This is a genomic window from Pseudomonas sp. BTN1 (genome assembly GCF_001907715.1).
Classification (GTDB): Bacteria; Pseudomonadota; Gammaproteobacteria; order Pseudomonadales; family Pseudomonadaceae; genus Aquipseudomonas; species Aquipseudomonas paracarnis.
This window is the reverse complement of sequence record NZ_MPBM01000024.1, coordinates 50,105-68,163: the sequence shown is the minus strand read 5'-3', so window position 1 is coordinate 68,163 and position 18,059 is coordinate 50,105. Positions and strand designations below refer to the sequence as shown.

General features: G+C 59.6%; 24 protein-coding genes and 2 pseudogenes. 22 read left to right on the top strand and 4 right to left on the bottom strand.

Annotated elements, in window-relative coordinates; all coding sequences use genetic code 11:
* Window positions 1-172 precede the first annotated feature (172 nt).
* The 3 genes and pseudogenes from BMH52_RS10825 to BMH52_RS10815 all read left to right on the top strand — a co-directional run.
* Window positions 173-424: pseudogene (locus BMH52_RS10825) on the top strand (type II toxin-antitoxin system RelE/ParE family toxin); the annotation flags it as partial.
* Window positions 408-734, top strand: a complete 327-nt coding sequence (locus BMH52_RS10820; protein WP_073843676.1) for a helix-turn-helix domain-containing protein — start codon at window positions 408-410, stop codon at window positions 732-734. The pseudogene BMH52_RS10825 and the gene BMH52_RS10820, both read left to right, overlap by 17 nt.
* A gap of 51 nt (window positions 735-785) precedes the next feature.
* A complete protein-coding gene (locus tag BMH52_RS10815; RefSeq protein WP_073843674.1) occupies window positions 786-1,142 on the top strand; it encodes a DUF2784 domain-containing protein in 357 nt (118 codons plus the stop codon).
* On the opposite strand, the gene BMH52_RS10810 is transcribed toward BMH52_RS10815, so the two are convergent.
* Entirely contained in the window at window positions 1,129-2,097 is a 969-nt protein-coding gene (locus BMH52_RS10810) for an NAD-dependent epimerase/dehydratase family protein (protein ID WP_057976286.1), read from the bottom strand. The two genes, BMH52_RS10815 and BMH52_RS10810, sit on opposite strands and share 14 nt — an antisense overlap.
* Before the next feature lie 94 nt (window positions 2,098-2,191).
* On the opposite strand from BMH52_RS10810, the gene BMH52_RS10805 reads away from it, so the two are divergent.
* The 6 genes from BMH52_RS10805 (at window position 2,192) to BMH52_RS10780 (ending at window position 7,560) form a co-directional block, all read left to right on the top strand.
* Window positions 2,192-3,076: a LysR family transcriptional regulator gene (locus BMH52_RS10805; protein ID WP_073843672.1), complete on the top strand. Its 885-nt coding sequence runs from the start codon at window positions 2,192-2,194 to the stop codon at window positions 3,074-3,076.
* Between the two features lie 53 nt (window positions 3,077-3,129).
* Window positions 3,130-3,708 carry a DUF4337 domain-containing protein gene (locus BMH52_RS10800; RefSeq protein ID WP_003193347.1) on the top strand — a complete coding sequence of 193 codons (579 nt, stop codon included), beginning with the start codon at window positions 3,130-3,132 and terminating at the stop codon, window positions 3,706-3,708.
* A 178-nt stretch (window positions 3,709-3,886) separates the two neighbouring features.
* Window positions 3,887-4,222, top strand: coding sequence for a hypothetical protein (locus tag BMH52_RS10795; RefSeq protein WP_003193349.1), 336 nt, complete (start codon window positions 3,887-3,889; stop codon window positions 4,220-4,222).
* Window positions 4,223-4,291: 69 nt separating this feature from the next.
* Entirely contained in the window at window positions 4,292-5,332 is a 1,041-nt protein-coding gene (locus BMH52_RS10790) for a DMT family transporter (RefSeq protein WP_073843670.1), read from the top strand.
* A gap of 1,185 nt (window positions 5,333-6,517) precedes the next feature.
* Window positions 6,518-6,856 carry a hypothetical protein gene (locus BMH52_RS10785; protein ID WP_057709724.1) on the top strand — a complete coding sequence of 113 codons (339 nt, stop codon included), beginning with the start codon at window positions 6,518-6,520 and terminating at the stop codon, window positions 6,854-6,856.
* Between the two features lie 23 nt (window positions 6,857-6,879).
* A complete protein-coding gene (locus BMH52_RS10780) occupies window positions 6,880-7,560 on the top strand; it encodes an SOS response-associated peptidase family protein (protein WP_057709723.1) in 681 nt (226 codons plus the stop codon).
* On the opposite strand, the gene BMH52_RS10775 is transcribed toward BMH52_RS10780, so the two are convergent.
* The 3 genes from BMH52_RS10775 to BMH52_RS10765 all read right to left on the bottom strand — a co-directional run bounded on the left by BMH52_RS10775 (window position 7,557) and on the right by BMH52_RS10765 (window position 11,291).
* Window positions 7,557-8,351: a DNA adenine methylase gene (locus BMH52_RS10775; protein ID WP_057709722.1), complete on the bottom strand. Its 795-nt coding sequence runs from the start codon at window positions 8,349-8,351 to the stop codon at window positions 7,557-7,559. The genes BMH52_RS10780 and BMH52_RS10775 overlap by 4 nt on opposite strands.
* A gap of 157 nt (window positions 8,352-8,508) precedes the next feature.
* Window positions 8,509-9,531 (bottom strand): phage portal protein, encoded by a 1,023-nt coding sequence (locus tag BMH52_RS10770; RefSeq protein ID WP_057709721.1) that lies wholly within the window; start codon window positions 9,529-9,531, stop codon window positions 8,509-8,511.
* Window positions 9,531-11,291, bottom strand: a complete 1,761-nt coding sequence (locus BMH52_RS10765) for a terminase ATPase subunit family protein (RefSeq protein ID WP_057709720.1) — start codon at window positions 11,289-11,291, stop codon at window positions 9,531-9,533. Before BMH52_RS10765 ends, BMH52_RS10770 begins: the two co-directional genes overlap by 1 nt.
* Window positions 11,292-11,444: 153 nt before the next feature.
* Here BMH52_RS10765 and BMH52_RS10760 point away from each other — a divergent pair, with 153 nt between their 5' ends.
* From BMH52_RS10760 to BMH52_RS10705, 13 genes and pseudogenes are all read left to right on the top strand, one after another.
* A complete protein-coding gene (locus tag BMH52_RS10760; protein WP_057709719.1) occupies window positions 11,445-12,290 on the top strand; it encodes a GPO family capsid scaffolding protein in 846 nt (281 codons plus the stop codon).
* A 46-nt stretch (window positions 12,291-12,336) separates the two neighbouring features.
* A complete protein-coding gene (locus tag BMH52_RS10755) occupies window positions 12,337-13,389 on the top strand; it encodes a phage major capsid protein, P2 family (RefSeq protein WP_073843668.1) in 1,053 nt (350 codons plus the stop codon).
* Window positions 13,390-13,399: 10 nt separating this feature from the next.
* Entirely contained in the window at window positions 13,400-14,101 is a 702-nt protein-coding gene (gene gpM, locus BMH52_RS10750; RefSeq protein ID WP_057709717.1) for a phage terminase small subunit, read from the top strand.
* Window positions 14,102-14,206: 105 nt separating this feature from the next.
* Window positions 14,207-14,668: a head completion/stabilization protein gene (locus BMH52_RS10745; protein ID WP_057709716.1), complete on the top strand. Its 462-nt coding sequence runs from the start codon at window positions 14,207-14,209 to the stop codon at window positions 14,666-14,668.
* Window positions 14,668-14,880: a tail protein X gene (locus BMH52_RS10740; RefSeq protein ID WP_057709715.1), complete on the top strand. Its 213-nt coding sequence runs from the start codon at window positions 14,668-14,670 to the stop codon at window positions 14,878-14,880. Before BMH52_RS10745 ends, BMH52_RS10740 begins: the two co-directional genes overlap by 1 nt.
* A 27-nt stretch (window positions 14,881-14,907) precedes the next feature.
* Window positions 14,908-15,261 (top strand): putative holin, encoded by a 354-nt coding sequence (locus BMH52_RS10735; protein WP_019818195.1) that lies wholly within the window; start codon window positions 14,908-14,910, stop codon window positions 15,259-15,261.
* Between the two features lies 1 nt (window position 15,262).
* The gene (locus tag BMH52_RS10730; RefSeq protein WP_057709714.1) at window positions 15,263-15,541 is read left to right on the top strand and encodes a phage holin family protein; all 279 of its coding nucleotides are present in this window, start codon (window positions 15,263-15,265) and stop codon (window positions 15,539-15,541) included.
* Window positions 15,538-16,383 carry an N-acetylmuramidase family protein gene (locus BMH52_RS10725; RefSeq protein ID WP_057709713.1) on the top strand — a complete coding sequence of 282 codons (846 nt, stop codon included), beginning with the start codon at window positions 15,538-15,540 and terminating at the stop codon, window positions 16,381-16,383. Before BMH52_RS10730 ends, BMH52_RS10725 begins: the two co-directional genes overlap by 4 nt.
* Window positions 16,380-16,583 (top strand): hypothetical protein, encoded by a 204-nt coding sequence (locus BMH52_RS10720; protein WP_057709712.1) that lies wholly within the window; start codon window positions 16,380-16,382, stop codon window positions 16,581-16,583. Before BMH52_RS10725 ends, BMH52_RS10720 begins: the two co-directional genes overlap by 4 nt.
* Window positions 16,580-17,023, top strand: a complete 444-nt coding sequence (gene lysB / locus BMH52_RS29555; RefSeq protein WP_057709711.1) for an Rz-like lysis system protein LysB — start codon at window positions 16,580-16,582, stop codon at window positions 17,021-17,023. The genes BMH52_RS10720 and lysB overlap by 4 nt, the downstream gene beginning before the upstream one ends.
* Window positions 16,938-17,123, top strand: a pseudogene (gene lysC / locus BMH52_RS29385) (Rz1-like lysis system protein LysC); the annotation flags it as partial. The gene lysB and the pseudogene lysC, both read left to right, overlap by 86 nt.
* Window positions 17,120-17,602 (top strand): phage tail protein, encoded by a 483-nt coding sequence (locus tag BMH52_RS10710; RefSeq protein ID WP_057709710.1) that lies wholly within the window; start codon window positions 17,120-17,122, stop codon window positions 17,600-17,602. The pseudogene lysC and the gene BMH52_RS10710, both read left to right, overlap by 4 nt.
* Window positions 17,592-18,050, top strand: a complete 459-nt coding sequence (locus tag BMH52_RS10705; RefSeq protein WP_057709709.1) for a phage virion morphogenesis protein — start codon at window positions 17,592-17,594, stop codon at window positions 18,048-18,050. The genes BMH52_RS10710 and BMH52_RS10705 overlap by 11 nt, the downstream gene beginning before the upstream one ends.
* Window positions 18,051-18,059: the final 9 nt, after the last annotated feature.

The window sequence follows — 18,059 nt, the reverse complement described above, 5'->3', positions numbered from 1 at the left end:
TCGTTGCCTGCAAGCAACCTTCGTGGGCCTTCCGTTGATTCATACCACGCAACAGTTTTACCCGTCGGCGCTGACGGCGGCCGTCTAGGGTTTGAGAGGAAAACGTCATGACCCGTTGACGCGGATCTGAAAATACCGATTGCAAACCTTATAAAAGACTTATTAACCTCCCATGAATTCAATCCAATGGACGCGAAAAGCCGTCAAACAATTGCTTCGGTTGCATTCGTATCATCAGCAACAGGTACGCGATGCCGTGTCCGCTCTTGAACACATGCCCGATGCAATCAACGTCAAGGCACTGGTTAACCATCCTCACAGCTATCGCTTGCGGGTAGGTCATTACCGGGTCCTTTTCGACTGGGACGGCAGCATCCAGGTCGTCAGCATCCAAGAGGTTAAAAAACGTGACGAGCGAACCTACTGCCGTACAGATCATCCACAATACGCAGGGCGAGCCAGCCTATGTGGTGATTCCCTATGAACACTATGTGGCGCAGCAAAACGATCCAAACCTGATCCCCCATGCGGTAGTCAGCAGCCTGGTGGATGGCGCAACACCTATTCGCGCGTGGCGCGAGCACCTGAGCCTGACCCAGGAAGAAGTCGCCAAACGCCTGGGTATTTCACAATCGGCATTTGCCCAGCAGGAAGCGGTCAGCAAACCCCGCCGCACCACGCGGGAAAAGATAGCCAAAGCGTTCGGTATCAATGCCAGTCAACTGGAGCTATAACGGCGCGCTGCAAAAATTCACGTACCCCTTCACCTCACATCGAGCTCAAACATGCTCTACCGCCTAGCCGCCGACGGCCTCGTGCTGTTCCACCTGGCCTTTATCCTGTTCGTGCTGTTCGGCGGCCTGCTCACCCTGAAGTGGCCCAGGGTAATGTGGCTGCACCTGCCCGCCGTTGCCTGGGGCATCGCGGTGGAGGTGCTGCACCTGCCCTGCCCACTCACCCGTTGGGAAAACCTGTTTCGCCACTTGGCCGGGCAGGATGGTTATGGCGGTGGGTTTATCGAGCATTACATTCTGACGCTGATCTACCCCGCCGGGCTGACTGCGAATACTCAATTAGTGCTGGGGGCCGTGGTGGTGGTGGTCAACCTCGCCGTGTATGCACACCTGATCAAACGCAAGTAGGCAGGCAACCCAGGCCAACCAGGGTGGCCTCCACCGCCTGTTCCAGCGGTGTGTGGGGCTCATGGCCGAGCGTCGCGAGCAGGCGCTGGTTATCCAGGCGCAACGGTGTTTGCCACAGGTAGCGCATCTCCTGCATCTCACGCACGGTGACGACAAAAGGCGCCGCCCAGTTCAACAACCACCAGGGAAACGCGCCGACCCTGGATTGCTGGCCCGTCCTGCGCAGCACCACACGCTGGATCGTCTTAGCCATCTGCGTACCGTCCGCATCCATGTACCCAGCCATATGAAAGCAGGCGAAGGCGCCAAGACTGGCACGACGCTCAATCAACTCAAGCATTGTACGCGCTACGTCCGGCAGATAAGCCCATTGATGGGCCACGCCGTAATCGCCTGGGTAGCGGATGGTGTGCACCGGTTTGCCGGGTTTGACCAAGCCTTGGGCAAACCAGTTATTGGCCACCCTGGCGCCGAAAAAATCCCCAGCGCGCACAATCACCACCCGGGCGCCCTGAGTGGAAGCGGCTCGCAAGCGCTGCTCCATCTGCACACGGATCGCGCCCTTGCGAGTCAGCGGGTGCTGGGGTGAGTCTTCGTGCAACACAGGGAATGCATCCGGCCCGAAGTTGTAGACCGTGCCGGGCAGCACGACTGTCGCGCCTTCGCAGATGGCCGCCGCAATGGAGTTGTCGATCATCGGCAACACCCACTCGGCCCATTTGCGATAACCCGGCGGATTGACGCCGTGCACGATTACCGCGCAGCCCCGGGCGGCCGCGATCACGTCGTCGCGATTCAGGGCATCGCCTTTTAGCCACGTAAAAACAGGATTTTGGCTGCGAGCCTTGATCAGATCCCGAGTCAACGCCCGCACCTCCCAGCCCGCCGCGCTCAACTGCCGCGCCACTTCGCCACCAATGCCACCGGTTGCACCCAAAACCAGAACCTTGCTCATCACCCTCTCCCACTGTTGGTTGATGAGGGTATGTTGGATGCGGAACAGCTATAGAGAAATTGCCCAAGAGTATCGAGCCGCTATACATTTATGTATGGCTACGAATATCGGTTGGGAGCTTTACCGGTCATTTCTCGGTGTACTCAAGGAAGGATCGCTTTCGGGGGCCGCACGGCAGCTCGGCATCACCCAACCCACGGTAGGGCGGCACATCGCCGCGCTGGAAACGGCGCTGGGCGTCGTGTTGTTCACCCGCTCGCCCTCAGGCTTATTACCCACTACGGTCGCCCACACACTGCGGGCGCATGCAGAAACCATGGCGCGTACCGCCGCCGCCCTTGAACGCGCCGCCTCGTCCCAAGGCGATGAGGTGCGCGGCGTGGTACGAGTATCGGCCAGTGAAGTGGTGGGTGTGGAGGTACTGCCGCCGATCATCACGCAATTGCGCCGGGAACACCCGCACCTGAAGGTGGAACTGGTGCTGACCAACCGCTTGAGCGACCTGCTGCAGCTGGAAGCCGACATTGCCGTGCGCATGGTGCGCCCCAGCCAGGAGCAGCTGGTGGCGCGGCGTATCGGCCTGATCGAAGTCGGCCTGCATGCCCGTGACGATTACCTGCAGCAACACGGCATCCCCCAACACATGCACGACCTGGCCAGCCACTCCGTCATCGGCTTTGATCAAGCCACTGCATTTATCCGCAGCCTGGCAATCAAGGGTTTTGAGCGCAACGCCTTCGCCATCAGTAGCGACAGCGACCTGGCGCAACTGGCAATGATCCGCGCCGGTGCCGGCATCGGTGGGTGCCAGGTACAACTGGCCCAGCGCGACCCACGTCTGCGCCGAGTGCTGCCTGACGGCTTCGCGTTTAAAATGGACACTTGGGTCAGCATGCACGAAGACCTGCGCAACAGCCCACGCTGCCGGGTGACATTCGATGCACTGGTGGCAGGTTTGCAGCGTTACGTACAGGCGTGAGACAGCTGCGCTGGTGAACAATCAGCGCACCTCAATCCGTTCGCGGTCGCCCCATGTCCGAAGCCTTCGAAGTTCCCAGCCCCCACGAAAAACACCTTGAACACACCACCGAGCATGCTCACGGCCGCGGCGATAGCTTTGCCAGTCGTATCGCCGTGATGACCGCGATCATGGCGACCGTCGGTGCCATGCTCAGCTATCAGGCCGGCTCCAGCGAAAGTGAAGCTGCGATGGACAAGAACAACGCCGCCATCATCAAGACCGAAGCCGCTAACCAGTGGAACTACTACCAGGCCAAATCCAGCCGCCAGAACCTGGCAGAACTGGCCAGCCATATTCCCGGCGTGGATGCGGCGCATTACCAGGCGGAGATCGAGCGCTACAAGCGCCAGAAGGAAGAAGTGCGTAAACAGGCCGAAACGCTTGAGGCCACTTCACGGGACTGGGACCACAAATCCGAGGAAGCGCTGCACCAGCACCATCGCTGGGCCCAGGCGATGACGGCGATTCAGATCGCGATTTCATTGGCGGCGATTACCCTGCTCACGCGCAAGGAATGGCTCAAACGCATGTCGTACACCGCCGGCGGGGTGGCGGTGATGTTGGGTGGCCTGGCGTGGCTGCATCTCTGACACGCCGAAGAATAAATGTGGGCGCTGTCGAGCCCCAACCAGGCTGCAATGGGATCACCGCGCAGTACCCGCCAGACTGCGACCCAGCCTCGCTGATTGATTTCAATCTGCCAACTGAGCGCTTAGAGTGTCGCCCCCCCGAGAATTGAATCTCGAGATTGAACCTATGGAGTTATGAGTGAAATACGTCAGTAAAGTCGTTGCAGCAGCCGTACTTGGTTTCACCCTGGCAGGTTGCACCGGCACCGCCATGAAAACCCAGCAATACGACGCCAGCCAATACACCGTCCTCGGCCACAGCGAAGCCAGCGCCACCGGCATCATGCTGCTGGGCGTCATCCCCATCGGCCAGAACAACCGCTTCGTACGCGCCCAGGATGCAGCCATCAAGGCCAAGGGCGGCGACGCGTTGATCAACACACAAGTGCAGGAAAAGTGGTTCTGGGCTTGGGTATTGAACGGTTACACCACCAAAATCTCCGGTGATGTGATCAAGCTGAAAACCGCGCAATAAAGTACGAAATTGCCAGGGCGCTGACCCCGGCAAGCGACGTATCATGGGCCTGACTTTCGAGGATGGCCCATGAACCTCAGCATCATTTACGCCCTCGCGGCCGCCGCCCTGTTCGGCGCCAGCACCCCGCTCGCCAAAAGTCTTGGCCTGGGCCTCTCGCCCATCCTGCTCGCCGGCCTGCTCTACCTCGGCAGCGGCATTGGCCTTGCCGGTGTGCGCTTGATCCGTGATCGCGGCTGGAAACCTACCGGGCTAACCCCATCGGAATGGCCCTGGCTACTTGGCGCCATCGCCTTCGGCGGCCTCCTCGGCCCCGTTGCACTGATGTTCGGCCTGACCCGCACCACCAGCGCCAGCGCCTCCCTGATGCTCAACCTTGAATCGGTACTGACCGCCGTGATCGCCTGGGTCGTGTTCCGCGAAAACGCCGACCGACGCATCGTCCTCGGCATGCTCGCCATTGTGCTGGGCGGCGTGGTGTTGTCAGGGTCCGGTGCTGACGGCAGCCGCCAAGACTGGACCGGACCGCTTGCCGTTGCGCTAGCGTGTTTGTGCTGGGGCATTGATAACAACCTGACGCGCAAGGTGTCGGCGTCTGACGCGCTCTTTATCGCTGGCGCCAAGGGTTTGATTGCGGGGTTGGTGAATTGCAGCCTGGGGCTTTACCTGGGGGCGCAGATTCCGGGCGTGGCGCAATTGGCGCCGATCCTGGTGGTGGGGTTCCTCGGCTATGGCATCAGCCTGGTGATGTTCGTGCTGGCCCTCCGCGGGCTGGGCAGCGCGCGCACCGGCGCTTACTTCTCCACGGCACCCTTTCTCGGTGCCGCAGTGGCGTTGCTGGTATTTGGCGAGTCGGTGACCGTGGCGTTCTGGATTGCTTCGGCGCTGATGGCCGTAGGCGTGTGGCTGCACCTGACGGAGCGGCATGCCCATGAGCATGTGCATGAGGCAACGCAACATGGGCACTGGCATGTGCATGATGAGCATCATCAACATGAGCATGGGTTTGAGTGGGACTCGAAGGTGCCTCATAGCCATGAGCATGCACATGAAGTGATGAGGCATAGCCATGCGCATTTTCCGGATGTGCATCATCGGCATAGGCATTGAGGGCGGGCTTAGGCATAGGGTGTGACGTCATGGGGCCGCAGACTGAAAGGCCAGACAACTGAGCTGATAAAAGTTGTACCTTTCAAACCCCAGAAATCACAAAACCCCTGGGTTCTTTCGAAACCAGGGGTTTTGTTTACATCGAATTTGGCGGTGAAGGAGAGATTCGAAAGTACCCGCACCCTGAATCTCTCGGTCGAGGCCCCGGAATACAAGGGCTCCAGCGGTGCCAGGTGCGCAAATTCATTCCCATGCCATTCCCACGGCCGACAACTGACACCTGCTTACGCGTGCGCATTACACGCGTTAGGGCATCAAACCTGAAATCTAGAGGGGGGCAAAAAAAGAGTAACATAAGTAATCTTGACCGTTTTTCGCTCTCAAGCCATTGAAATTAAAGGGTTTTATGTTTTCGGCAAAAGGTAATATTTAGGTAATATTTAAGTAATCTGATTACTCTTTATAAATGTAATTTTGACCTTTATAAAAACCCTTTAAAAACAATAGGTTGCTTAAAAATTACCTTTTCAATTACTTCTCTGTTACTCCTTTTTGTAATACCAAACCCAACGGAATACGTGGCCTCCAGCCCGATCCCTTGGGGTGGTTACTGAAATTACTCTTTTTGAGATGCCCCCCCTCCAGCTGTACGACAGCCGCTACAGACCGCTCAAAGAATTCACCCCTCGGTGCAGGGTTCCGCAGGCTTTTGACCTCCCCACAATGCCAACCAAGCGCCCAGCCTGCGCCGCCGAGAGTGGTCCGCAGGTGTGCAGAAAAAAAGACCCATTTAGCCCGCAGGCGAGGTGGGGGGACGACGGCGCGCGCCGAGTGATGAAGCACGTCACAGCCCCATTTGTGGCACGTCACTACCCCACTTGTGGCACGCCAACTCCCCGCCTTGGCAGCCGCGAGCCGGGCCTGTCCTGGCTGCGACTGCGCGGTAGGCCAAAACATGCTGAAAGCCCCGTATTTATTGGCCCACGCAGCTCCCTACGCTTGCCGTGACAGCCAGCAAATGCTATGTTGAAATGGGTTTTTTCATGCTGCTGTAGGGCAAAATTTCATCTATCTCAGCTGACATTTCCCTGCCAAAACCCTCTCTCCCCTACAGCTCGTCGCCTCAAATCGCGCCAGAGTCAAACCTCAATTACTGTATGCGCATACAGTATTGGATTCGCACTCATGAACAATGACGACGACACCTTCGGATGGCTGGGCCTTCCTACCCCGTTGGAAATGTACCGACAGCACTGCCGCCTGCTGGAGAACGAGATCCAGGAACTGAACGCGCAGCTACGCAAAGCGCGGGCGGATGTTTTCGGTATCAGCCAGATGCTGTTGGACGCCCAGGCAAAGAACGCAGAGTTTGCTGGCTACCTTCGTCAGAAGGGTGGTGAAGCGGCTGAGATGCGGCAGCAGATCTCAAAGCTGACAACGTCCGACAACTTAAGCAGGCAAAAAGCAGATTGTTTGCAACAGATCATCAATGAAATGAGGCTTGGACCGATCACGATTGTCTAAGATCAAACGGAGAGGGCCTGACTATGTGCGGAAGACTGTCGCAGTACAGAGGAATCCACGACTTTGTTGCGGCACTGAGCATGCCCAATGCCTTGGCAAACTCGGTGGGTGATCAGCCGATCGAGCGATACAACGTAGCCCCAACCACCCAGGTGGCGTTACTGCACCTGCAGGGTGACCTGCTGCACGCTGATGCGGTTCGGTGGGGATGGAGGCCACACTGGGCGAAAGACCGTGCCGCGCCCATCAATGCACGCGTCGAGAAAGTCGCCCACGGGCCGTTCTTCCGGGCGATCTGGCCGCACCGGGCGATCACGCCTATCGACAACTGGTTCGAGTGGGTAGATGAAGGTGGGCCAAAGAAACAGCCTTATCTGATCCGTAGGCGGGACAGCGCGCCTATCTTGTGCGCGGCCATCGGCCAACTACCTGACGCCGTTGCAGGCCCAGGCGAGCATGACGGCTTTGTGATCATCACCGCTGACAGTGCCGGCGGCATGGTGGACATTCACGACCGGAGGCCCGTGGTTCTGGCGCCTGACCTTGCCCGGGAATGGCTTAACCCGGCAACGCCGAAAGAGCGTGCCGAGCAGATGGTGTTGCACCAGGGCGAGCCGGCCGAGGCCTTTGAATGGTTCAAGGTCAGCGCCGCCGTGGGCAACGTGAGAAACAAGGAAGCCAGTTTGATTCAGCCAGAGCCCTAGAACAGCCCCCCCAGTGCCGCCGGCTCCCAGTTCATGATGACGAGCTCGCCGCTGACCTCGGCTTTTCCCTGCCGCTGATTGGTAGTGCTGTATCGAATATCCACCGTCTCGAAGTGGAACCCGTCAAACACACGTCGGATATCAGGGTGGTCGTTGATACTCACCATCACCTTGCCCTTGCACCGCCGCATGAAGTTGGCCATCCGCTCATAGTTCTCAAATGGAAAGTCCACCCCATAACCAGCGGTCTGCCAGTACGGCGGGTCCATGTAATGAAAGGTGTGCGGCCGGTCGTAGCGTTCCGCACACTCCAGCCAGCCCAGATTCTCGACGTACGTACCCGACAGCCGTTGCCAGGCAGCAGACAGGTTCTCCTCGATCCGCAGCAGGTTGATGGCAGGGCCAGTGGTGGCGGTACCGAAGGTCTGCCCGCTGACCTTGCCGGCGAAGGCATGGTGCTGCAGGTAGAAAAACCGCGCAGCCCGCTGGATGTCGGTGAGTGTTTCCGGCCTGGTCATCTTCTGCCATTCGAACACCTGGCGGGAGCTGAGCGCCCACTTGAACTGGCGCACAAACTCCTCCAGGTGGTTCTGCACCACGCGGTACAGCGTCACCAGATCGCCATTGATGTCATTGAGGACTTCAACCGGCGCGGCCTGGGGCCGCATAAAGTAAAGCGCGGCGCCGCCGGCAAAGACCTCGACGTAACATTCGTGAGGTGGAAACAGCGGGATAAGGCGATCTGCCAGGCGACGCTTGCCGCCCATCCACGGGATAATTGGTGTGCTCATTAAGTGATCCTTGTTTCAACAATTGGATTCGCTTAGGCTTCGCACCCCCTGCGCAGTGGGGCGAGGCCTTGGTTGGAGCACTCGGCGTGTTCGAGTGATTCAGCGTCGAGCGGGTGTTAGCGCACCAACTCGTCGCCTCGTTTACTGCGCGGGGGTACTATTTCTCCCCCGCTCCAAGTTCAAAGGGCTTGAAGCGCACGACCTCCTCGCCGACCCAGTCATTGAGAAGGGCCAGGCGTGTCTGAATCGGCTCAAGCTCAAGGGTGGCCCAGACTTCCCCGGCTTCTTTCGGCGAGCCAAAGCCCCCGGCGTTTTTCGGCACGATGCCCATCAGTTGGGGATAAACCCGCAAAGCTGCGAGTACATCGCCCTGAGTCTGGTCCTTGATCGAGTTGAATTCGTCCTTGGCCGAAACTTCGCTGACCGGTATTAGTTGTATGCCTTCTTTCTTCCCGTTCGGCGCGTACACAAACAGGTTGCGGAAGTTGCCCGGCCCCTTGGAATTTTTCAAAGCGGTGCGCAAGTCGTCGATGTCGGATTCGTTCTGCGCCGCGTCCGTCATGTAAAGGATGAAACCCGCATGACTGCCGTTCTCGTAGTACTTGCGGCGAAACAACGTCGCCGATTGGTTCAACAGCGCCGATTGCAGCGCACAGAGCCACTCGGGCAACCCGTAAATTTCCTGGTGCAGATCCAGCTCCCGCAAATGGAACACGCTGCCCTGGTCAAACTCGTGCTCACTCTTCCACCCCTGCACCTGAAAATAACGCCCGTCCTTACCTGCCCGCATGTACTTCGCCAGCACGGGCTTGAGCGTCACAGGCGTACCCAGCAACGACCGCCGCGCCTCAACGTACCCGTTGCCCAATGCCAAATAGTCCTGGGCGTACTGGTCAAATGCCTCGCGGGTCAGCAGCTTGTGCGGGATGAACGTGCGGGTCAGTTGGTTGCGCTTGAAGCGCAGCCCCGAGTCGAGGTGAACGCTGGCCTTTACCGACCGGGCAAGTCCATCCAGCGACAATGGAGGCTCATACCAGCGCCCGTTAAACCAGCACTCCAGCGAGTCGAATATCTCCCTGGCCGACAACACCGACTCCGGCTCGCCGAACGTGAACGCCACCGACTTGTGCTCACTCACTGCCTGCTCCGTGGCAACTGCCACCTCATTTTTTGTACTCATCAAAAAAGCTCCATCCGCCCGGTATTGGCAGCCGTCTGCCCTTCGAGCGGTTCGTGGTGTAGTGCATGGAAAAGAGCCCAGGCCAGGTCGGCATGGCCGGTTGATTCGCTACGTCCTGCGGTATAGGTGAACTGCCGGCCGCTGGCGGTGATGGTTTTGCGAATGGCCATCAGTGATTGCGCGAAGTCCGTCCAGCCTGCGTCGAACTCCAGCCGGCCCTTGTGGATCACGTCATAGGCCTTCATTACCAGGCGCGACTTCACCTCTGGCGAATAGCTGAACGTTGTAAGACCGGGGAAGAACTGCCGCACCAACTGCGCCACGCCCGAGCCCATGCCCGTCGTGTCGATGCCGATATAGGTCACCCAATAACGCTGGGTCACCATGCGGATGGACTCGGCCTGCGCCGCGAAGTCCATCCCCCTGAACTGATGCCGCTCGATCACCCGGAACTTACCGCCTGGCACCATCGGCGGCGCCACAACCACCAGACCAGAGCTATCGCCGGTTTCTGCCGGGTCATAGCCCAACCACACCTGGCGGTCGGCCAGCGGGCGCGGTGCCAGAGGTTTGTAGTCCTCAACCCACTCAACCCAGCTGTCCACCATGCACGACTGCAACATCGACAAAGGGAAGATGCTCGCCCCGTCATCCACAAACTGGCACATCAGCAAGTTTTGGAACGCCTCGGCGTCGTACTCCTGGCGCAGTTCCTCAAGATCAAACAGTTCACAGCCGCGCTGCTCGGCGTCCAGAATCGTGACGATCTGCCGCCACACCTTGTCCTCGCACAACCGCCCCTGTTGGAGGGAATCGTGGGACACATCCACGGAAATGCGGTTGGCGGCAGGCTTGCCCTTGTTGAAGCGCTCCCCCGTCCAGAACGTGTAGGCCTCATGAGCCATGCTCGACGGCGTGCTGAAGTAGGTGCGGCGGTATTGCTTCTGCATCGCCATACCCGAGGCGACCTTGTTGAGTTCCTTGAACTTGAACGTCCAGAAGAATTCGTCGAAGTAGAAATTGCCGTGGTAGCCCTGGGCGGTTCGTGCGTTGGTGCCTAGGAAGTGCAGCTCCGCGCCGTTCGCGAGCGTGATGGGATCGCCAGTCAGCTCGACGCCGACAACTTCCCTGGCAAAAGACTGAATATACGACTTGAAAATGTGAGCCTGATTCTTCGACGCCGACAGGAAAATCTGGTTGCGCCCCGTAGTCAGAGCGTCAATCAACGCCTCCCGAGCGAAGTAGAAGGTCGCTCCGATCTGCCGGCTTTTAAGGATGGCCCTGGTGCGCTGATTGCCAGCCTTGTACCAATCCAACTGATAGCCGAAGCACCCATCGACAAACGCCTGAGTGAGCAGCTCGATATGCTCCTCGCTGAACTCATTTCGGCTCGGCTTTTTCTTCGGTCCACTGTTGCGGTCATTCAGTTTCGGGTTGAGCTCAGACTCGGTACCGCCGCCTTGGAACCGCTCAATACGGGCCTGGCGCTCCAACTGCCGGTGGAGCAGATCAATTTCCTTGAAGTCGCCTCCGGTCTTGCCGTCCTTCAGGATCAGCTGCACCAACCGCGCCTCCAGCGCCCCGCCGATGCGTTCGACGTTATCAGCCCGGTCCCACTCGTCACGGGCCTTCCAGCTGTGGACGGTCTTCTCTTTTTCGTCCAGGTACTCGGCAATTTCGGTGATGCGCCAACCCGTCCAGTACAAAAATTTGGCCTGGCGACGGTTATCACGGACGGGAATTTCAGCGAGAGCATTCATGGCGCAGATGCTGCCTCCCGCGCGCGTGGCACACCCGCTCTGCTCCCTGTAAAGCCTTGCTCTACAAGTGCGGCTCGTTGCCCGCGAGGCCGCAGCTGCCGACCATGCCCACATCGCAACGGCAGTTCGCCGCCACCGCACTGAGGACTCCCCATGGCCAGCAGCACCAAACAGAAATTCCGCTCCAAGTGGACCCGCATTGCCGTAGAAGGCGCGACTACCGATGGCCGCATCATCGAGCGGAGCTGGATTGACGACATGGCCTCGCAGTACAGCCAGAACACCTATGGCGCTCGCATCAACTGCGAACACATCAAGGGTTACTGGCCCGGCGGCGAGTTCGGCGCTTATGGCGACGTAGTGGCGCTCAAGGCTGAAGAAGTCGAGATTGCCGGAATCAAGAAATTGGCGTTGTTCGCCCAACTCGAACCGAACGACGCATTGCTGGCCTTGAACAAGGCCGGTCAGAAGGTCTACACCTCGGTCGAGATCCAGCCCAAGTTTGCCGATAGCGGAAAGGCATACCTGGTCGGCCTCGCCATCACTGATACCCCTGCCAGCCTGGGCACCGAAGCCCTGAGCTTCAGCGCTACACACGGCACCTTGGCCGGACGCAAACAGGACAAAGACAACCTGTTCAGCGCTGCTGAGGAAGCATTACTTGAATTCGAAGAAGTCACCGACCAGCCGAGTGCTTTTGCAGCAATCAAGGCCAGGCTCGGTGAGTTCATCAAACTGAGCAAGGACAAGGATGGCAAGGACGCCAACACTTTCTCCGACATCGGTGAAGCGCTGGAAAGCCTGGTAACCCTCGCCACCCAGCAGGCTGAGCAAGCCGACGCTTCAAGCAAGGCCTTGGTCGATCTGAAAAAGCAGTTCACCAGCCTGGATACCGAGCTTAAAGAGCTCAAAACCAAGCTCGGGCAAACCGCTGACCTCAGCCAGCCACAGCGCCCGCATAGCACAGGCGGTGCAGGCACCGTCCTGACTGCTTACTGAACCCACGGCCCAACACCGACAAGCCTATTCACCGGAGAACACCCCCATGCGTAAAGAAACACGCTTCGCCTTCGCCGCCCTGGCCGTGCAGATCGCCCTGCTCAATGGCGTAGCCAGTGCCCACGAAAAATTCAGCGTCGACCCCAGCATCCAGCAAAAACTGGAAGTTGCTGTGCAGGAATCCGATGGTTTCCTGAAACAGATCAACATCATTGGCGTAGACGAACAGTCAGGCGAGGCCTTGCTGCTGGGTGTTAACGGCCCAGTTGCAAGTCGCACGGATACCTCCACAGGTACCCCCCGCAGCCCGTTAGGCCGCAGCACGCTGAGCAAAGATTCCTACACCTGCAAGCAGACGAACTTCGACAGCGCGTTCCCCTACGCCCTGCTGGATGCCTGGGCCAAGTTCCCCGACTTCCAAGTCAAGCTAAGCAACGCGATCATCCTGCGCCAAGCGCTGGACCGCATCATGATCGGTTTCAACGGCACCAGCGCCGCTGCGACCACCAACCGCGCCGCTAACCCACTGTTGCAAGACGTCAACATCGGCTGGCTGCAAAAAATCCGCCTCAGCGCCGACGACCGCGTGCTCGATGCTGCCACCATCGGCCCCCGCAAAGTCATCAAGGTTGCGGGTGTCGACACCGTATTCGAGGGCGATTACGCCAACCTCGACGGCCTGGTGTTCGACGCCATCCAGATGCTCGACCCGTGGCACCGCACCCGCCCGGATCTGCGCGTCATGGTTTCCCGCAACCTGATGCACAGCAAGCTGCTGGCAGCCGTGGAAAAGGGTGCCGACTCCAACCAGGAAGAAAACGCCGCTCAAGAGATTGTCAGCCGCGCCCGTTTGGGTGGCCTGCCGGTCGTCGACGCCCCGTTCTTCCCGGATAACACCGTCCTGGTCACCACCCTCAGCAACCTGTCGATCTACTACCAAAACGGTGCCCGCCGTCGCCACTTGAAAGACGAGCCCGAGCTGGATCGTGTCGCCGACTACCAGTCCTCCAACGAAGCCTATGTCATCGAAGACTTCGGCCTGGTCGCACTGGTGGAAGGCATCACGGCCGTCAACTATCCAGCACCGACCGAGGCCTAAGAGGCGCGCCATGCATCAGACACCAGCCCAACGTAACCAGCTGCGCAAACGCGCAGCCATTGAGGCCGCCGCAACTGCGCCGGCCACTTCAATGGAAGGCGCTACTGCCTACGAGCACCAGTTGGCCCAACTGGCTCAGCACCGCGCGCGCCTCAAGCAGGTGCAGTCCAACCAGGGCAAAGCTGAACTCAAGGCGCTGCTGATCCCTGAGTACGAACCATACGTGCAAGGCGTGCTGGCCGCTGGCAACGGTGCCCAGGACGAAGTCCTGACCACGATCATGCTCTGGTGCATTGACGCGGGCGGCTACGGCGGCGCGCTGACGATTGCTGACTACGCCATCAAGCACGGTCTGAAAATGCCGGACCGCTTCGAACGTACCACCGGCACCTTGATCGCCGAGGAAATCGCCGAAGCCGCCCTCAAAGCGCAAAAGGCTGGCGATCGTTTTCCACTGGAGTTCCTACAGGAAGCCCAGCGCATCACTGCTGAACAGGACATGCCGGACCAGGCTCGCGCCAAGCTGCACCTGGCGCTCGGCAAAGCACTCGCAGCCATTCCTGATGATTCGGCTGCCGACAACCTGGTAGCCCTGGCAGAGGCTAAGCAGCACCTGGCCAAAGCCATCGACCTGCACAGCAACTGCGGTGGCAAAAAAGATCTGGAGCGCGTCGAGCGTCTCCTCAAGAAACACACTGCCCCAAGCAGTTAACCGAGCGTCCCCACGCACCCCGCCGGCTCGGGGCGGATCGGCCAGGCCGCTCCTCCTGAACGTGAAGCCCCGACCACCGGCGACCCATTTTCTGAGTGCTGTTCCATGAGCGCATTTGTAGCCAGCGGCCCAGTCACCGGCGGTCACATCAACACCGACCCGTTCTGGCCCTCAATCGACCTTGAGCAGCTCCGCGCCACTCTACGCATCGACAACAGCGTCACCCCCGCTCGCCTGGAAACTGCCGTAATCGCTGCAGCGATCAACCTCAATCGTGAGCTGAAGTTGTGGAAGGCCCAGCAACTGGCCGCCGGCTACACCACGCTGGCCGACGTCCCTGACGACAAGATCAACGATGTATCGGTGCAGGCCCACCTATACCGGCGTGCGATCGAGGCCGGTACCGGCGCCGAAGTCTGCGAGCGGTACCGCGACTACAGCGCAACCAACACCGGCACCGATAAAGCAGAAGAAACAGCCCCGACCATCGACGACTACCGCCGCGATCTGCGCTGGGCCGTGCGCGACTTCCTCGGTTTAAGCCGCACCACCGTGGAGTTGATCTGATGCCCGTCGCTGTCCGCACGAACCAAAACGACACCGTTGACGCCCTCTGCTGGCGGTTCTACGGCCGCACTGCTGGCGTCACCGAGGCCGTGCTTGAAGCCAACCCCGGCCTGGCTGACTACGGGCCCATCCTGCCGCACGGCCTTGTCGTCAACATGCCCGAAGCCCAAACCAGCGCGCCCCAGCGGCAGATGGTGCAGCTATGGAACTGACCCTCTGCAACCAAGGAAACCCACACCATGGCTGATCCGACTTCCAGCGTTGTGTCTGGCCTGCTCATTGGCTTGGGCCTGGCCAGCGTCACGCCAGTCATCGATGACGGGGCGCTATTCGGCGCCATCCTCGGTGCCTGGCTGGTTACCAGTACCAAGCGTGACCTGAAGGTCTGGCAACGGCTGGGCTCACTATTCCTGTCGGCCGGCGTGGGCTACCTGTTCGCACCGATGGCTTTACAGGCAATTCCGTTTATCACCAGCGGTGGCAGCGCCTTTCTCTGCGCACTGGTGGTCATCCCGATCAGCATCAAACTGATGGTTTGGGTGGAAAAAGCGGATATCTGGGACATCTGGCGTCGAATCAGAGGGGGCACCTGACATGCAGAACATCGAACTGGCTGTTCAAGTCATCACGGCAATCGCCTACCTACTGAGCGCCCTGCGCCTGGCTTGCTACACCCGAGGCGATGCGCGATATCGGCGCAGCATTTCGCTACTGGCGAGCTTGTTTGGCGCCACATTGTGCATCTGCGGTCTGGAAATTCTCCTTGACCGCCAACCCACCAGCCTCTGGCAGGCCGTGTCCATCGTGCTGCTCTGCACCCTGATTTTCCGTTCACGCGGCAACGTCGCCGCCCTGTTGAGGCCCAGCGCATGACCACCACCCTCCGCCACGGCGACCGTTCACAAGCGGTACTGATGCTGCAAAAGAGTCTCAACAAGAACGGCGCCAACGTCGTGCCGGACGGTGACTACGGCGACGCCACAGAAACCGCCGTGCGCGCGTACCAGGTCAAAGTGGGCCTGGTCGCCGACGGCGTTGCCGGCACCAAGACTCAAGCTAGTCTTGCCGGTGGCGACTGTACCCAGCTGCTACGCAACAACGACCTAGTGGTCGCTGCCGAACGTCTCGGCGTACCGCTGGCGAGCATCTACGCGGTCAACGAAGTGGAATCCAAGGGCAAGGGCTTTCTCGACAACGGCAAGCCGGTGATCCTGTTCGAACGCCACATCATGTACCGCCAGCTCGCCACGGCTCGAAACGCGGGCGATGACCCTGCCGAACTCAAACGTCACGCCGATCAGCTCGCCACCGCCAACCCCGCCCTGGTCAATCCAAAGCCTGGCGGATACATCGGCGGTACCGCCGAGCACCAACGCCTGGCCATGGCCCGCCTGATCGATGACACCGCCGCCCTGGAGTCGGCTTCCTGGGGCGCCTTCCAGATCATGGGGTTCCACTGGAAGCGTCTCGGCTATGCCAGCGTGCAGGAATTTGTGGCAGCAATGAGTGCCGGCGAATCACAGCAGTTCGACGCCTTCACCCGCTTCATTGAGACCGATCCGGTGCTACACAAGGCCCTGAAAGCTCGCAAATGGGCCGAGTTCGCCAAGCTCTACAACGGGCCGGACTACCTACGGAATCTCTACGACACCAAGCTTCAGCGCGCCTACGAGCGGCACGCCGGTTGCGAGTGTGGGCAAGGAGTGGCGGCATGATCGACTTCGACGCGGTAGAAAAACTGCGGGTGCAGGATGGTGACCTGCTGGTGGTACCTGAGTCGACCGAACAGGACGACATGCAGTTGTTGGGCGAAGCCATCCAGATGATGAACGGCGCCAGGGCCGTGATCGTGCGCGGCCCGATCAAGCAGTTCGACACCGCCGCCATGAACAAACTTGGCTGGTACCGCGCGTGAGCACACTGCGCCAAGCCCTATATGGCATTGCCCTGCTCGGCGCCCTGGCGTTGCTGATCTGGGGGCAGGAAGCGCGCATCGACGTCGCCGAAGGCGAAACCGAACAGGCGAAGTCAGCTGCCAAGACCGCCCGCGAAGACGCCGACCGCAACCTTCAAACCGCCAACACCCTCATCGCTACCTTGAAACAGGAGCGCGAGGCCCAGAGCACCCTGCGCGTCCAACAGGATCAACTGCGCCAGGGTCTGGCGAAACGCGAGCAAACCATAGAGGACCTGAAACGTGAAAACGCCGAACTACGGAACTGGGCTGATCAGCCTTTGCCTGACGCTGCTCGCCGGCTGCGCGAGCGCCCCGCCCTCACCGGCGCCGCAGCTTACCGTGACTGGCTGTCCGGCCGTGGTGCCGTGCCAACTACCAGCGACCAGCCCGCGCAATAACGGTGACCAGTTGAGCGATTTGGACCGCGCGGAAGCTGCCTGGGCCGACTGCGCTGCCCAGGTCGACATGGTCTACAAGCAACAGCAGGCCCAACCATGAACAAGCCCGAAAGCCTGCGCGCCCACCTGCTTGCCACCGTTGCCGAGTTCAAGCACAACCCCGACCGCCTGCTGATATTCATCGACAACGGTAGGGTTCGTTGCACCGCTGCCCATACCCTGTCGTTTGAATACAGCTTTGACCTGCAGATCATCCTCACCGAGTTCGCCGGTCATCCCGACAGCGTGATCCTGCCGATTCTGGGCTGGCTTAGCGTCAATCAATCCGAACTGCTGGAAAGCCTCGACAAGGTCAAGAACGGTATTCAGTTCGAAGCCGACATCCTGGACAAGAACAAGGTGGACCTCAGTATTACTCTGCAACTGACAGAGCGCGTCGTCGTGGGCAATGACGACCAGGGCAATACCACTGTCAAACACCCGAACGAACCACAGTACGTGCCGGGCTACCTCGATCCGAATTGGAAGCCGGGGGCCCAGGGCAACACCAGTGAATGGATTGTGCCCGATGGCAAGTAACCTGGAGGCGCTGGAGACCTGGGCAGCGGTTCTACTGGCACGGTTGGAGCCTGGGGAGCGCAGCAAACTGGCTCGGACCATTGGACAGGAGTTGCGTCGCAGTCAGCAGAAGCGCGTGATGGCACAGGAGAACCCGGACGGGAGCAAGTATGCCCCTCGCAAAAAGCGGGACCTGCGAGGGAAGCAGGGACGGATTCGCCGAAAGCTGGCGATGTTCAAGAAGCTACGGACGGCTTCATATTTGAAGGTCCGTGGTGATAGCAATGCCGTAACGGTTGGGTTCACCGGCCGTATTGCCCGCATTGCCAGGGTTCACCAGTATGGTTTGAAGGATCGTGCAGAGCCTGGCGCTCCTGACGTGCGTTACGAGCAGCGGGAGGTTTTGGGGTTCACTGATGCTGACCTAGATTTAATTCGCGATAGCCTGCTCGCACACCTGACACTGTAACTCCCCCTC